This window comes from Variovorax sp. Varisp41, from assembly GCF_047325085.1.
Taxonomy (GTDB): Bacteria; Pseudomonadota; Gammaproteobacteria; order Burkholderiales; family Burkholderiaceae_C; genus Variovorax.
Genome location: NZ_CP168540.1, coordinates 2,498,327 through 2,512,378, shown reverse-complemented (window position 1 = coordinate 2,512,378; position 14,052 = coordinate 2,498,327). Strand labels below are relative to the sequence as shown.

Sequence of the window (14,052 nt, the reverse complement as noted above, 5' to 3'; positions counted from 1 at the left end):
GTACCCGGGGGGCCTTCCTTGTGGCCCCTGGGGCTTTCACCCTGGTCGGGGCGGGCGTCCTGTACGGCCGTGCATGACGTCGCGGGCAGGTGTCGCGCAGGCCGTCGATGCGTCACTGGCCGAGACCTAAAATGCGCGGTTTCATCCTCGTTGCCCCCGCATGCCCAAGGTGCCTTCCTCTCCCGCGTCCAGTCCGGCGCCCACGCCCGACACGGGCCCGATGCCCGTCAGCTACGAAGCGGGACTCCAGGAACTGGAGCAACTGGTCGCGGAACTCGAATCGGGCCAGCTGCCGCTCGACCGGCTGCTGGGCAGCTACCAGCGCGGCGCCGCGCTGCTGGCCTTCTGCCGCGACCGGCTGCAGGCGGTGGAGGACCAAATCAAGGTGCTCGACGCGGGCAGCCTCAAGCCGTGGGCCGCCGAATGACCGCGGCCACCACGTCCTCCGCCTGGGATCAGGCCCGCCTCGCGCTCTGGAGCCGTCCGCACCTCGAGCGCGTCGAACAGGCGCTGTCGGGCTGGGTCGGCGTCGATTCGCCGGTGCTGCTCGGCGAGGCCATGCGCTATGCGGTGCTCGACGGCGGCAAGCGGCTGCGGCCGCTCTTGGTGCTCGCGGCCAGCGAGGCGGTCGGCGGCAATGCGGCCGCGGCGCTGCGCGCGGCCTGCGCCACCGAGCTGATCCATGCCTATTCGCTGGTGCACGACGACCTGCCGTGCATGGACAACGACGTGCTGCGCCGCGGCAAGCCCACCGTGCACGTGAAGTTCGGCGAGGCCGATGCACTGCTCGCGGGCGACGCGCTGCAGGCGCTGGCCTTCGAGCTGCTCACGCCCGATGGCGACGAGGTGCCGCCCGCGATGCAGGCCACGCTGTGCCGCATGCTGGCGCGCGCCGCCGGCAGCCAGGGCATGGCCGGCGGCCAGGCGATCGACCTCGCGAGCGTGGGCGTGGCCTTGAACGAAGCGCAGTTGCGCGAGATGCACCGGCTGAAGACCGGCGCGCTGCTGCAGGGCAGCGTCGAGATGGGCGCGGCCTGCGGCACCGGCGTTTCGGCGGCGGCGCTGGCCGCGCTGCGCGGCTATGGCGCGGCGATCGGCCTGGCCTTCCAGGTGGTCGACGACATCCTCGACGTGACGGCCGATTCGCAGACCCTCGGCAAGACTGCCGGCAAGGATGCCGCGGCCGACAAGCCCACCTATGTGTCGCTGCTGGGGCTCGAGGGAGCCCGGGCCCAGGCTTCGCAACTGCTCGACGACGCGCTCGCCGCGCTCGATGCGAGCGGCCTGAACGACACCGCGGCGCTGCGCGCCCTGGCCCACATGGTCGTCGCCCGCGACCGCTAGACAAGAACGAACACCACGATCCATGGCCGCTCCGCTGCTCCCCACGCTCCACGATCCGTCCCCCATCCGCCAATACGACCGGGCCCAGCTCAAACAGCTGTCCGACGAGGTGCGCGCCTGCGTGCTCGACAACGTCTCGCGCACCGGCGGCCACCTGAGCTCGAACCTCGGCACGGTGGAGCTCACGGTCGCGCTGCACCACGTCTTCAACACGCCGCACGACCGGCTGGTGTGGGACGTGGGCCACCAGACCTATCCGCACAAGATCCTCACGGGCCGGCGCGAGCGCATGCCCACCCTGCGCCAGCTCGGCGGCATCTCGGGCTTCCCGCAGCGCAGCGAGAGCGAGTACGACACCTTCGGCACCGCGCACTCGTCGACCAGCATCTCGGCCGCGCTCGGCATGGCCATGGCCGCCAAGCAGAAGGGCGAGGACCGCTTCACCGTGGCCATCATCGGCGACGGCGCGCTCACGGCCGGCATGGCCTTCGAGGCGCTCAACAACGCGGGCGTGTGCGATTGCCGGCTGATCGTGATCCTCAACGACAACGACATGTCGATCAGCCCGCCGGTGGGCGCGCTCAACCGCTACCTCGCGCAGCTGATGAGCGGCAACTTCTACGCCGCCGCCAAGAACGTGGGCAAGAGCGTGCTGCGCGCCGCGCCGCCGCTGTTCGAGCTGGCCAAGCGCTTCGAGCAGCATGCCAAGGGCATGGTGGTGCCGGCCACGCTGTTCGAGCAGTTCGGCTTCAACTACGTGGGCCCGATCGACGGCCACGACATCGACTCGCTGGTGCCCACGCTCGAGAACCTCAAGCACCTCGAGGGCCCGCAGTTCCTGCACGTGGTGACCAAGAAGGGCCAGGGCTACAAGCTGGCCGAGGCCGATCCCGTGGCCTACCACGGCCCCGGCAAGTTCGATCCGCAGGTCGGCCTGGTCAAGCCCGCGTCGGCGCCCAAGAAGACCTTCACGCAGGTCTTCGGCCAGTGGCTGTGCGACACGGCGGCCAAGGACGGCCGGCTGGTCGGCATCACGCCGGCCATGCGCGAAGGCTCGGGTCTCGTCGAGTTCGAGCAGCGCTTCCCCGACCGCTACTACGACGTCGGCATCGCCGAGCAGCATGCCGTGACCTTCGCCGCGGGCCTGGCCTGCGAGGGCCTGAAGCCGGTGGTGGCGATCTACTCGACCTTCCTGCAGCGCGGCTACGACCAGCTGGTGCACGACGTCGCGATCCAGAACCTGCCGGTGGTGTTCGCGCTCGACCGCGCGGGCCTGGTGGGCGCCGACGGCGCCACGCATGCGGGTGCCTACGACATCCCGTTCCTGCGCTGCATCCCGAACATGAGCATCGCCTGTCCCGCCGACGAGCGCGAGACGCGGCAGCTGCTGACCACCGCCTACGAACAGGACCACCCGGTGGCCGTGCGCTATCCGCGCGGCGCGGGTGCCGGCGTCGAGCCGCACCTCGCGCTCGACGGCCTGCCCTTCGGCAAGGGCGAGCTGCGCCGCCAGGGCCAACGCATCGCCATCCTGGCCTTCGGCACGCTGCTGTATCCGGCGCTCACGGCCGCCGAGGCGCTCGACGCCACGGTCGCCAACATGCGCTGGGCCAAGCCGCTCGACGTGGAACTGTTGCTCGAGGTGGCGCGCTCGCACGAGGCGCTGGTCACGCTCGAGGAAGGCGCGTTGATGGGCGGTGCGGGCAGCGCGGTGCTCGAGGCGCTGCAGGCCGCCGGCGTGCAGATGCCGGTGCTGCAGCTGGGCCTGCCCGACCGCTTCATCGAGCACGGCGACCCGGCCAAGCTGCTGGCCTCGATCGGGCTCGATGCGCCCGGCATCGAGCAGTCGATCCGGCAACGCTTCGGCGCTGTCGCAGGGTAAACCCCCGCCGCCCGTGTGTAAGGGCGTTTTTACAATCGTCCAGGCCTGTCGATGCACAGGCCTTCAGAACGTGTTCATGGTCTTTTCATGGTGCCCGTTGCCCCGCAAAGCTGGCAGGTGCAAGGCGCAAAGCGCAGCCGGGCTGGTGGCCCGGCGAGCATTTGCAACGCCGCAGATGCCAGCTTTGCGGGGCAACCCGAAGGGCAAGGCAGCAAAGCGCCGCACTCGTCGTTGCGCACCTTGTCCAGGCATCAGCCTGGACGGCGGCGCGCGCCTAGATTGCGACGCTTTGCTGCCTTGCGGGCACCATGAAAAGACCATGAGCACGTTCTAGACTTACAAAAGTCCCCAACGCGGTCACAAGCCGCGTTTCGTTTTTCTTGAAGCACTCGGAGTGAAATCAATGGATCGTCGTTCCCTCATCAAAAACGCCGGCATCGCCGGCGTTCTGGCTGCCGGCATCGCGCCTGCCGTTCATGCGCAGGCCGCGGTGCGCTGGCGCCTGGCGTCGAGCTTCCCCCGCTCGCTCGACACCATCTTCGGCAGTGCCGAAATGCTTTCGAAGACGGTCAAGGCCCTGTCGGGCGGCAAGTTCGAAATCTCCGCGCACCCCGCGGGCGAACTGATGCCCGCGTTCGGCGTGGTCGATGCGCTGCAGGGCGACACTCTGGAGATGGCCCAGTCCGCGGCCTACTACTTCACCGGCAAGGATCCGATCTTCGCCTTCAGCTGCGCGGTGCCCTTCGGCCTGACCGCCCGCCAGACCGATTCGTGGAAAGAGTACGGCAACGGCCGCAAGCTGCTCGACGCCTTCTTCGCCAACTACAACTTCCGCACCGCCAGCGCCGGCAACACCGGCACGCAGATGGGCGGCTGGTACCGCAAGGAAATCAAGACCGTCGAGGACCTCAAGGGCCTGAAGATGCGCATGGGCGGCGGCGTGTTCGGCGAGGCGATGGCCAAGCTGGGTGTGGTGTCGCAGAACATGCCCGCCGGCGACGTGTACCAGGCGCTCGAGAAGGGCACGCTGGACGCGGCCGAATTCGTCGGCCCGCACGACGACGAGAAGCTGGGCTTCAACAAGGTCGCTCCCTACTACTACTACCCCGGCTGGTGGGAAGGCGGCGCCGACCTCGAGTTCTTCATCAACAACAAGGCCTACGCCAAGCTGTCGGACGAGAACAAGGCCATCCTCGACGCGGCCACCAAGGTGGCGGCGCGCGACATGATCGCCAAGTACGACGCCTACAACCCGGTCGCGCTGAAGAAGCTGGTGGCCGCCAAGACCCAGCTCAAGGCGTTCCCGAAGGCCGTGATGGATGCCGGCTTCAAGGCCTCGATGGACACCTTCGCCGAGCACGAGGCGAAGTCGCCCGAGTTCAAGAAGATCCACCAGGACATGCGCGCCTTCCAGCGCGACCAGATCCTGTGGAACCGCTTCTCGGAGTACCCGTTCAACCAGTACATGAACTCGGTCAAGATCTGAGTTCAACGGCCGGGAGGGCGCCAGCCCTTCCCGGACCGGGCCACGAAAAAGGCCGGCCGCTCGCGAGAGTGGCCGGCCTTTTTCTTGAGGGGCGCCCCGGAGGGCGCCGCCCGCGCGTCAGGGCTTCTTGTCGCCCTGCTTGAGCGCGTCCTCCATCGCCTTGAGCGGATCGCTCTCGGCCGGCTCGGCCGGGGGCGTCGGCGTTTCCGTGCCCTGCGGCGCGCCGGCATCGGGCGTGCTGCCCGGCGCCGCGTCGGGCGAGGCCGGCTGGTCGTTGCCGTAGGGCTCGGAGGACGGGGCGCCGTCTTCCGACTTCAGGCTGTCGCGCATCTGCGCGCCGATGTCCTCGAGGTTGACGTTGACCTCCTTGTCGAGGCTGCCGGTCACCAGTTGCGGGAAGGCGATCAGGATGCCCACCATCGTCAGCTGGATCAGCACGAAGGGGATCGCGCCCTTGTAGATCTGCATCGTGGTCACGGGCTCCATGACCTTCTGCGTCACGCGGTCCACGTACTGCTTCTCGGGCGCGACCGAACGCAGGAAGAACAGCGCGAAGCCGAAGGGCGGGTGCATGAACGAGGTCTGCATGTTCACCGCCAGCAGCACGCCGAACCAGATCAGGTCGATGCCCAGCTTGTGGGCCACCGGCGCCAGCAGCGGCACCACGATGAACGAGAGCTCGAAGTAGTCGAGGAAGAAGGCCAGGAAGAACACCAGCACGTTCACCGCGATCAGGAAGCCCACCGGGCCGCCGGGCAGCGCCGACAGCAGGTGCTCGACCCAGATCGGGCCGTCGGCGGCCTGGAACACCAGGCTGAAGACCGTGGCGCCGATCAGGATGAACATCACGAAGCTCGAGAGCTTGGTGGTCGAGGCCAGGCCCTGCTTGAGCAGGGTCATGTTCATGCGCCCGCGCAGCCAGGCCATGACCAGCGCGCCCACCGCGCCCATCGCGCCGCCTTCGGTCGGCGTGGCCACGCCCAGGAAGATGGTGCCCAGCACCAGGAAGATCAGCAGCAGCGGCGGGATCAGCACGAAGGTGACGCGCTCGGCCAGCCGCGACAGCAGGTTGAGCTTCAGGCCCTTGTTGACCAGCGCGATCACCAGCGCGACGAACACGCCGCCGCACATGGCGACCACGACCTTCTCGTCGGTCGCGACCGAGGTCACTTCCTCGCCCTGGAACCAGGTGTGCACGGCCGCCATGTTGCGCGCCAGCACCACGGCCACCACGGCCGAGAGGGCCGTGAGCGCCACCAGCGAGACGTAGCCGCCGCTGCCGTTGGGTTCGCGGAAGGTGCGTGCCTCGGGCGGCAGCGCGGGCACCTGGGCGGGCTTGAAGATCGCGAGGAAGACCACGTACAGCACGTACAGGCCCATCAGCATGAAGCCGGGCAGGAAGGCGCCCTTGTACATGTCGCCGACGCTCTTGCCGAGCTGGTCGGCCATGATGATCAGCACCAGCGAGGGCGGGATGATCTGGGCCAGCGTGCCGGAGGCCGCGATGACGCCGCTGGTGAGCCGCCGGTCGTAGCCGTAGCGCAGCATGATCGGCAGCGAGATCAGGCCCATCGAGATGACCGAGGCCGCCACCACGCCGGTGGTGGCCGCCAGCAGCGCGCCGACGAAGATCACGGCCAGCGCCAGGCCGCCGCGCATCGGGCCGAACACCTGGCCGACGGTGTCGAGCAGGTCCTCGGCCATGCCGCTTCGCTCGAGGATCAGCCCCATGAGCGTGAAGAAGGGGACCGCCAGCAGCGTGTCGTTGGCCATGATGCCGATGAGCCGCTGGGGCAGCCAGGCCATCACCGAGGACTGGAACACGCCCAGCTCGATGCCGATCAGGCCGAAGAACAGGCCGCAGGCGCCGAGGCTGAAGGCCACGGGAAAGCCCAGCAGGAGGAAGCAGATCAGCCCCGCGAACATGATCGGGGCGAAGTTGGCGACGATGAATTCCATGGTGTGTGTCTGGTGCGCTCAGTGCTGCGGCTTGGCCGAGGTGCCGGCCTTGGCGGCATCCGCCTCGGCCTGCAGGCGCAGGGCTTCGATGAGTTCGGCCTCGGCCGTCTTGTCGGTCAGGCGGCCCATGGGATCGGGTCCCTGGCCGCGCAGGAACGCGATGCGCTTGATCAGTTCGGACCAGCCCTGCAGCAGCAGCAGCACGAAGCCCACCGGCAGCGCCGCCCACACCGGCCAGCGGATCAGGCCGCCGGAATTGCCGGACACCTCGCCCGACTGGTACATCTGGATCACCACCGGGGTCGAGAGGTAGAGCACCGCCAGGCACAGCGGCGTGAGGAAGAAGGCGAAGCCGATGATGTCGATCCAGACCTGCTTGCGCTTGGACAGGCGGCTGTTGACCACGTCGATGCGCACATGCTCGCGGTGCAGCAGGGTGAAGCCCGCGGCGATCAGGAACGACCACGCGAACAGATACCACTGGACCTCGAGGAACGCGTTCGAGCTGGTGTTGAAGACCTTCCGCACGAGCGCGTTGACGGCGCTGATCACGGTGGCGGCCAGGATGAGCCAGATGGCGTATTTGCCCACTTGGGCGTTGAGCCAGTCGATGGCCCGGGACAGCTTGAGCAAGCCTTGCATCACATCTCCATTTTTGTAGTGGAAGCCGCCCCGATACGAATGCACCCGACGCACCGACGTTGTGCGCCGGCGGGTCGGGTGCGGGGAAGCGGGCTGAATTCTAATGAACTACCCCGGGGATTACCTTCAGGGGCTACCCCGGGGGCGGTGGCCATAATGGGCCATGGCCCAGACACCGCGCCCCGCGTCCGACCCGGCGGTTTCCATGCCCGCCAGCATCGACTCCCCCGACATGCTCCGCGCCGGCCGCGAACTGCTGTCGCTGGCGCTGATCGATGCGCGCAACCACACGCTGCACCTGCTGTCGCTCTACGAGCAGGCGCTGGGCTCGGCCGCGCTGCCGGTGCCGCCCGAGCTGCAGCGCGAGGAGGGCATGCAGCCGCCGGTCTGGCTGGCCGGCCACATCGGCTGGTTCGCCGAATGGTGGATCGGGCGCAACACGCAGCGTGCCTTCGGCGCCGACTGTCCGGTGCGGCCGACGCGGCTCGCGGCCATCGATCCCGGGGCCGACGACTGGTGGAACCCCGCGCAGATCGGCCCCGAGCGCCGCTGGGCACCCGGGCTGCCGGACCTGGCTCAGACCAAGGCCTACCTGCTCGAGACGCTCGAGAGCACGCTCGAACTGCTCGAGCATGCGGCCGAGACCGATGCGGGCCTCTACTTCTACCGCCTCGCGCTGTTCCACGAGGACCTGCGCGGCGAGCAGTTCGTGGTGATGGCGCAGACCCTCGGGCTGCCGCTGGGCATCGAGCAGGCGCCCGTGAGCGTGGTGCGCGAGCCGCTGGCGCTGCCGGCCACGCGCTGGGAGCTGGGCCGCGGCGAGGCCGGCTTCGCCTTCGCGCAGGAGCGCGGCGCGCACCGCGTCGACGTGCCCGAGTTCGAGATCGATGCCCAGCCGGTCACCTGGAACCAGTTCACCGAATTCGTCGACGACGGCGGCTACGACCGCGAGGAGCTCTGGCACGGCGAGGGCTGGCGCTGGCTGGCCGCGCAGGCCGAGGGCCGGCGCGGGCCGCGCCACGTGGAGCAGATCGGCGCGGCGCGCAGCGCCACCGGCGGCTCGGTGCTGCAGCAGCGCTTCGGCGCCACCGTGCGCGCGGCCGGCCACCACAGCGCGGTGCACCTGAGCTGGTGGGAGGCCGATGCCTGGGCGCGCTGGGCCGGCCGCCGCATCGCGACTGAGGTCGAGTGGGAGATCGCGGCGCATGCCGCGGCGCGGCGTGGTTTCCGCTGGGGCGACGTGCACGAATGGACCGCGGGCACGCTGCAGCCCTGGCCCGGCTACCGCGCCGATCCGTGGAGCGGCGGCGGCGAGTTCGATCCCGCCGCGGGCTTCGGCCGCGCGCGCGTGCTGCGCGGGGCCTCGTTCGCCACGCGCGCGCGGCTGCGCTCGATGCGGCGGCGCGGCTTCGCACTGCCGTGGCGCGACGACGGCTTCCTGGGCTTCAGGACCTGCGCGCTGTAGCCGGCGTGGCGTTCAGTCCATCCGCTGCAGCTGCACGTCGGTGACGGCCACGCTGCCCGAACCCTTCGGGAAGCGCAGCGTGACCTGCCGGATGTGCGCGAGGTCCACGCCATGCAGCGCGAAGGCCTTCAGCGGAACCGCCACCATGTTCAGCAGCGGCCGGGTGGTGCCGGTGTCGGCATAGATCGCGTCCTCGGGCGCGTCGACCAGCGGGATCGCGCCGTCGGGCTTGCGCGCGATGCCGTAGAGCGCATCGCTGAAGTCGCTGCCCTTGAGCGCGGCCTTGCGGCCCTGCGTGTCGACGAGCGCGATCTCGACCTCCTGGCCGATCGGGGCCAGCACGGCGACGCGCACGCTCAGCGTGTCGAAGCCCTGGGTTGAAAGATCGCCGGTGTCGATGGCCACCGTGGGGCCGGCCGTTTTCCACTGCAACTGGGCCTGATCCGTGATCGACCAGATCAGCAAGGTCTTGGCATCGTAGGAGGACGGGTTGTATTTCTCGCCTTCGGTGAACAGGCGCTCGACCGGACGCTGGCTCACGGGATCGGTGCATGCGGCACTGCGCGGGGGCGAACCGCCGAGCTGCAGGGTCTGGCACTGCACGGCCTTGCCGAAGTTCTCGAAAACGGTCGCCAGGCCGTTGGCGTTCTTCGCGCTCGCATCGGCACTGCGGAAGTTCTGCAGCAATCGGCGCTGGCTCGCGGGCTGATGGATGGTCAGCACCACGCGCTCGTCGCAACGGGTCTCGCCCACCGGGCAGCCCGCGGACGGTACGGGCGCCTGTCCCTTCCAGTAGGGCGCGAACTGGAACTCGTCGCCCACGAAATAACGCAGGAAGGACTCCATCAGGAACATGCCATTGCGTCGTTGGTCGGTCGGACTCAGGCGCAGCGTCTCGATCTTTCCGGCCTTGCAGTAGAGCGGTGCCCTTCCTTGGGCATCGTCGGTTTCGGACCAGTGGGCGTTGTAGAAATTGTGGTTGGCGCCGCGCAGCGCGATCTGGAACTTGGGAGCGCTCTCGTCGGATGCCGTGTAGCGGCTGTCGTCGAAGATCTGCGCGCCGTTGAGTGTGTAGACATCGCCGTCGCAGGTGGGCAGCAGGGTCGCGAACGGCACATGGGTCACGCGCGAGAGCTGCCTGGCATTGATGGGCGCCAGCGAGAAGACGGCGCGGATCCGGTGCGGCGCTTCGGTGGCGGAAGGCAGCACGACGCCGGACTGCCGCAGGGCTTCGGGCGATGTGACCTGCCCGAGCCATTTCTCGCTCTCCGAGTTGATCATCCGGGAGAACGAGTTCACGTTCCGGTACTTGGCGGACACCTCCTCCAGCGCGGCCTGCTCGGCGGCGAGCCGGGCTCGCGCCTGGGTCGTTTCGCTCAGCAATTTCTGCATCGACTGCGTCAGGAAGTCGATCAGGGACGCCGGCGCGGGCGGCGACTGGCTCTGCGCCGCCTGCAGCATGGCCTTGGCCAGGAACAGCTTCACGTCGAGGTCGGAGGCGACGGCGGTGGCGGCGTCGACCCGCTTGCGGGCCTTGTCCCTTTCGGCCTCGGCCTGCACGACGGCTTCGCGGCTGCGGCGCGCCGTCTCTACATCCTGGTAGCTGATGCCCACGCGCTGCTTGTTCAGCTCCACCGCATACGCGACGGCCTCGGCGCCTCGGGAGTGGCCGACGATGCCCACGCGGTCGAGGTCCAGCTTCCCCTTGAGCCCGGGCAGTTCGACGCCGTTGAACACGCCCGTCGCATTGCCGGCGCGCAGCAGGTCGAGCGTGGTCATCAGCAACTGGCCGCGCGCGAGCGCGCCGGCGTCGGATGCGTTGATGTTGTTGAGGCCGTTGATCTTGCCCGCGTCGATCGAGAAGGCCACGTAGCCGTTCTCGGCCAGGCCCTTCTGCAGGTAGTCGTAGCCCTTGGCGTTGTTGAGGTCGGAGGCGTCGTGCATGCCGTGCAGGAACACCACCACCGGATGGCCGCCGGCGGCGGAGGGTTGCACCTTCGACGCGCCCGGCGCACCGGCCTGAGCCATCGGATAGCGCACCGTGCCTCGCAGCGGCACGGTATAGATCACGTCCTTGTACTTGGCATCCGACACCGCCGTGGTGCCGAAGCCGTAGACGATCTGCTCGGACGACAGGTAGCTGCCTTTTTCCCCGAACGGCACGGTCGAGGTGAAGCGCGTGATCGCCGTGGGGTCCGCCGGGTTGGGCGGCGCGGTCACGGAGATCGTCGGCGCGGGGTCGGCGGGTGCGATGGGCGGGACCGCGAGCGGCCGCACGGCCGTGTCATCGCCGCCGCCGCATCCGCTCGCGAGCACGCAGGCCAGGAGCATCGCGCAGGCTGCCGCCGCGCGTGTCGAACGCTTTGTTTTCAATTGCTTTCTCCCAAGATTTCTTAAGAATCGAGGCGAATCGCGACGGGGTTGCAACGCGCCTCTGGCGATGTCCGGATCGCGAAAGCAATGAATCGAAGACGGGGGCGTCGACGTTTGTAGGAGTCCTGCATCTCGCGGTGCGGACCGCGAGGCCGAAGCAAGTCACATGCCTTGCCGGTGCCGTGCCACGGTGCAGACGCAACCGCGTGGCGATGGCCGCGCCGGGCCTCAGCGCTCGCCGCCGTGCTCGGAGGCCAGCGGCGGTGCCACTTCCTCGAGCGGCTTGCGTTCCGCGTCGGCCGCATAGCGCAGCGCGAGCAGCCCGGCCACCACCACCAGCACCGAGGCCAGGCAGTAGCCGACCATCACCGCGCCGCGGCTGCCGGTCTCGATCAACAGGCCGAACAGCAGCGGCGCCGCGAAGCCGCCCGCGCCCATGCCGATGGCATAGAAGATCGCGATCGCCATCGCGCGCATCTCGAGCGGGAACACCTCGCTGACCGTGAGATAGGCCGAGCTCGCGGCGGCCGAGGCGAGGAAGAACACGGCCGACCAGCACAACGCCTGGCTGCGCGCATCGAGCCAGCCCTGCATGAAGGCCCAGCCGGTGAGGGCCAGCCCCACGCCCGCGAGCACATAGGTCAGCGCGATCATGCGGCGCCGGCCCACGCTGTCGAACAGCGGGCCCAGCAGCAGCGGCCCCAGCACGTTGCCGAGCGCGAACGGGAAGATGTAGAGCGCCACGCTGGCCTCGGGCACGGCGTAGAAGCGCGTCAGCACCAGCGCATAGGTGAAGAAGATCGCGTTGTAGAAGAAGGCCTGCGCGATCATCAAGGCGAGCGCGACCACGCTGCGCTGCCGGTAGTGCTGCAGCAGCACGCGCGCCACCTGCCGCATCGGCGGGCTCTCGCGGCGCGCGGCCGTGTAGTCGACGTAACTGCGCGGCGCGGACAGCGGCCCGTGCTGCGCCGAGACTTCGGCCTCGATGGCGCCGACGATGCGCTCGGCCTCGTCGGCGCGGCCGTGCGCGATCAGCCAGCGCGGGCTCTCGGGCACATGGCGGCGCACCAGCAGGATCGCCACCGCGAGCACCGCACCCAGGCCGAAGCCGGCGCGCCAGCCCCACACCGGGCCGATCACGCGCGCGTCGAGCAGCACCAGGCTCAGCCCGGCGCCGAGCGCGGCGCCGATCCAGAAGCTGCCGTTGATCGCGAGGTTGACGCGGCCGCGCACGCGCGCGGGGATCAGCTCGTCGATGGCCGAGTTGATGGCCGCGTACTCGCCGCCGATGCCCAGCCCGGTGACGAAGCGGCACAGCGCGAAGAAGGCGAAGTCGGGAGAGAAGGCCGTGGCCAGCGTGCCCAGCGTGTAGACCACCAGGGTGACCAGGAACAGCTTCTTGCGTCCGAGCCGGTCGGTGAGCCGGCCGAACAGCAGCGCGCCGAGCACGGCGCCGGCCACGTAGATCGAGCCCGAGAGGCCGATCTCGCCGGCCGTGAGCCCGAGCGTGTCGGGTCGCTCGAGCACGGCGCCGATCGAGCCCACCAGGGTGACCTCGAGGCCGTCGAGCACCCAGGCCACGCCGAGGGCGATCACCACGCGCCAGTGCCAGCGCGACCAGGGCAGGCGGTCGAGGCGGGCGGGGATGTCGCTGCGCAGCGCCGTCATGCGCCCGATTATGGGAAGCGTGCCGTGCCCCGCGTTGTAGGACCGGCGCTGCAATGCGCCGGTGCCATGCGTTGTCCGTTCAGGCCGCGACGGCGGCCGATGCCTGCCGGATGCCCATGGCCTCGAGCGTCTCGGTGATGGCGGCGACCGCGCCCGGAATGCCCGCGTCGCCGAAGTGCCCCATGCAGCCCACGCGGAAGGTCTCCACCTGCGTGAGCTTGCCGGGGTAGAGGATGTAGCCGCGCTTCTTGACCTCGTTGTAGAAGGTCTTGAAGTCGTAGCGCGGATCGTCGGGCGCATGGAAGGTGACGATGATCGGCGCCTGGATGGCCGGGTCGAGGAAGGCGCGCAGGCCCAGCGCGGCCAGCCCGCCCACCAGCGCCTTGCAGTTGCGCGCATAGCGGCCGCCGCGCGCGGCCAGGCCGCCTTCCTCCAGGTACTGCGCGATCGCGGTGTCGAGCGCGGCCACCACGTGGGTGGGCGGCGTGAAGCGCCACTGCGTGGTCTTCTCCATGTAGACCCACTGGTCGTACAGGTCCAGGCTCAGCGAGGGGCTGTGGCCTTCGCATTGCTCGAGCGTGCTGCGCTTGACGATCACGAAGCCCATGCCCGGCACGCCCTCGAGGCACTTGCCCGAGGCCGCGACCACGGCATCGAACGGCGTCTTGCGCGCGTCGATCTCGAGCGCGCCGAAGGAGCTCATGGCATCGACGATCAGGCCGCGCCCGTGCTTCGCAACGACCAATGCGATCTCGTGCAGCGGGTTGAGCACGCCGGCGCCGGTTTCGCAGTGCACCACCGCGACATGGGTGATGCCGGGATCGGCCGCGAGCGCGCGGTCCACGTCGGCGGGCGAGATCTGCTTCTCCTCGGTGTAGTCGATGGTGGTCAGCTTGCGGCCCAGCACCTTGCAGATCTTCGCGAGGCGCTGGCAGTAGGCGCCGTTGCTCGGCACCAGCACATGGCCGTCGCGCGGCACCACGGTGCCGATGGCGGCCTCGACCGAGAAGGTGCCGCTGCCCTGCAGCGGAACGCATTCGTGCGTGCCCGTGCCGTGCACGATCTCCAGCACCTGGCGGCGGATGCGCGCGGTGATCTGGTTGAAGTCGCCGTCCCACGAACCCCAGTCGCGCAGCATCGCCTGGCGCGTGCGCTCGGACGTGGTCAGGGGGCCGGGGGTGAGCAGGATCGGATGCGGGGCTTGACTCATGGTGTCTCCAGGCAGGGAAGGGG

Annotated in this window: 10 protein-coding genes; 5 read left to right on the top strand and 5 right to left on the bottom strand. The window is 69.2% G+C overall.

The features are described 5' to 3' along the window. The first annotated feature begins 160 nt into the window (after positions 1-160). From xseB to ACEN9J_RS11755, 4 genes are all read left to right on the top strand, one after another. On the top strand, positions 161-427 hold the full coding sequence (gene xseB, locus ACEN9J_RS11770; RefSeq protein WP_057589545.1) for an exodeoxyribonuclease VII small subunit: 267 nt from the start codon (positions 161-163) through the stop codon (positions 425-427). Further along, positions 424-1,344 carry a polyprenyl synthetase family protein gene (locus tag ACEN9J_RS11765; RefSeq protein ID WP_413764156.1) on the top strand — a complete coding sequence of 307 codons (921 nt, stop codon included), beginning with the start codon at positions 424-426 and terminating at the stop codon, positions 1,342-1,344. The genes xseB and ACEN9J_RS11765 overlap by 4 nt, the downstream gene beginning before the upstream one ends. Positions 1,345-1,366: 22 nt before the next feature. Continuing rightward, complete coding sequence (gene dxs / locus ACEN9J_RS11760) at positions 1,367-3,226, top strand: 1-deoxy-D-xylulose-5-phosphate synthase (RefSeq protein ID WP_413764155.1); 1,860 nt, start codon at positions 1,367-1,369, stop codon at positions 3,224-3,226. Positions 3,227-3,629: 403 nt separating this feature from the next. Further along, positions 3,630-4,712 (top strand): TRAP transporter substrate-binding protein, encoded by a 1,083-nt coding sequence (locus ACEN9J_RS11755; protein WP_057589550.1) that lies wholly within the window; start codon positions 3,630-3,632, stop codon positions 4,710-4,712. Positions 4,713-4,829: 117 nt separating this feature from the next. Here ACEN9J_RS11755 and ACEN9J_RS11750 read toward each other — a convergent pair whose 3' ends face one another. Continuing rightward, positions 4,830-6,671: a TRAP transporter large permease gene (locus ACEN9J_RS11750; RefSeq protein WP_057589551.1), complete on the bottom strand. Its 1,842-nt coding sequence runs from the start codon at positions 6,669-6,671 to the stop codon at positions 4,830-4,832. Positions 6,672-6,689: 18 nt separating this feature from the next. Next, positions 6,690-7,313, bottom strand: a complete 624-nt coding sequence (locus tag ACEN9J_RS11745) for a TRAP transporter small permease subunit (protein WP_057589552.1) — start codon at positions 7,311-7,313, stop codon at positions 6,690-6,692. 205 nt (positions 7,314-7,518) lie between these two features. Here ACEN9J_RS11745 and ACEN9J_RS11740 point away from each other — a divergent pair, with 205 nt between their 5' ends. After that, positions 7,519-8,778, top strand: coding sequence for an SUMF1/EgtB/PvdO family nonheme iron enzyme (locus ACEN9J_RS11740; RefSeq protein WP_261207920.1), 1,260 nt, complete (start codon positions 7,519-7,521; stop codon positions 8,776-8,778). 12 nt (positions 8,779-8,790) lie between these two features. Here the strand turns inward: ACEN9J_RS11740 and ACEN9J_RS11735 are convergent, their stop codons facing one another. The 3 genes from ACEN9J_RS11735 to ACEN9J_RS11725 all read right to left on the bottom strand — a co-directional run bounded on the left by ACEN9J_RS11735 (position 8,791) and on the right by ACEN9J_RS11725 (position 14,029). Next, positions 8,791-11,109 (bottom strand): hypothetical protein, encoded by a 2,319-nt coding sequence (locus tag ACEN9J_RS11735; RefSeq protein WP_413764154.1) that lies wholly within the window; start codon positions 11,107-11,109, stop codon positions 8,791-8,793. Positions 11,110-11,379: 270 nt separating this feature from the next. Continuing rightward, positions 11,380-12,819 carry an MFS transporter gene (locus ACEN9J_RS11730; RefSeq protein WP_261207894.1) on the bottom strand — a complete coding sequence of 480 codons (1,440 nt, stop codon included), beginning with the start codon at positions 12,817-12,819 and terminating at the stop codon, positions 11,380-11,382. A 79-nt stretch (positions 12,820-12,898) separates the two neighbouring features. Further along, a complete protein-coding gene (locus ACEN9J_RS11725; RefSeq protein WP_413764153.1) occupies positions 12,899-14,029 on the bottom strand; it encodes a 2-aminoethylphosphonate--pyruvate transaminase in 1,131 nt (376 codons plus the stop codon). Positions 14,030-14,052 lie beyond the last annotated feature (23 nt).

Coding starts and splice junctions, on each gene's coding strand:
- dxs (WP_413764155.1), top strand. CDS start 1,367: ATGGCCGCTCCGCTGCTCCCCACGCTCCACGATCCGTCCCCCATCCGC.
- ACEN9J_RS11740 (WP_261207920.1), top strand. CDS start 7,519: ATGCCCGCCAGCATCGACTCCCCCGACATGCTCCGCGCCGGCCGCGAA.
- xseB (WP_057589545.1), top strand. CDS start 161: ATGCCCAAGGTGCCTTCCTCTCCCGCGTCCAGTCCGGCGCCCACGCCC.
- ACEN9J_RS11765 (WP_413764156.1), top strand. CDS start 424: ATGACCGCGGCCACCACGTCCTCCGCCTGGGATCAGGCCCGCCTCGCG.
- ACEN9J_RS11745 (WP_057589552.1), bottom strand. CDS start 7,313: ATGCAAGGCTTGCTCAAGCTGTCCCGGGCCATCGACTGGCTCAACGCC.
- ACEN9J_RS11755 (WP_057589550.1), top strand. CDS start 3,630: ATGGATCGTCGTTCCCTCATCAAAAACGCCGGCATCGCCGGCGTTCTG.
- ACEN9J_RS11735 (WP_413764154.1), bottom strand. CDS start 11,109: ATGCTCCTGGCCTGCGTGCTCGCGAGCGGATGCGGCGGCGGCGATGAC.
- ACEN9J_RS11725 (WP_413764153.1), bottom strand. CDS start 14,029: ATGAGTCAAGCCCCGCATCCGATCCTGCTCACCCCCGGCCCCCTGACC.
- ACEN9J_RS11750 (WP_057589551.1), bottom strand. CDS start 6,671: ATGGAATTCATCGTCGCCAACTTCGCCCCGATCATGTTCGCGGGGCTG.
- ACEN9J_RS11730 (WP_261207894.1), bottom strand. CDS start 12,819: ATGACGGCGCTGCGCAGCGACATCCCCGCCCGCCTCGACCGCCTGCCC.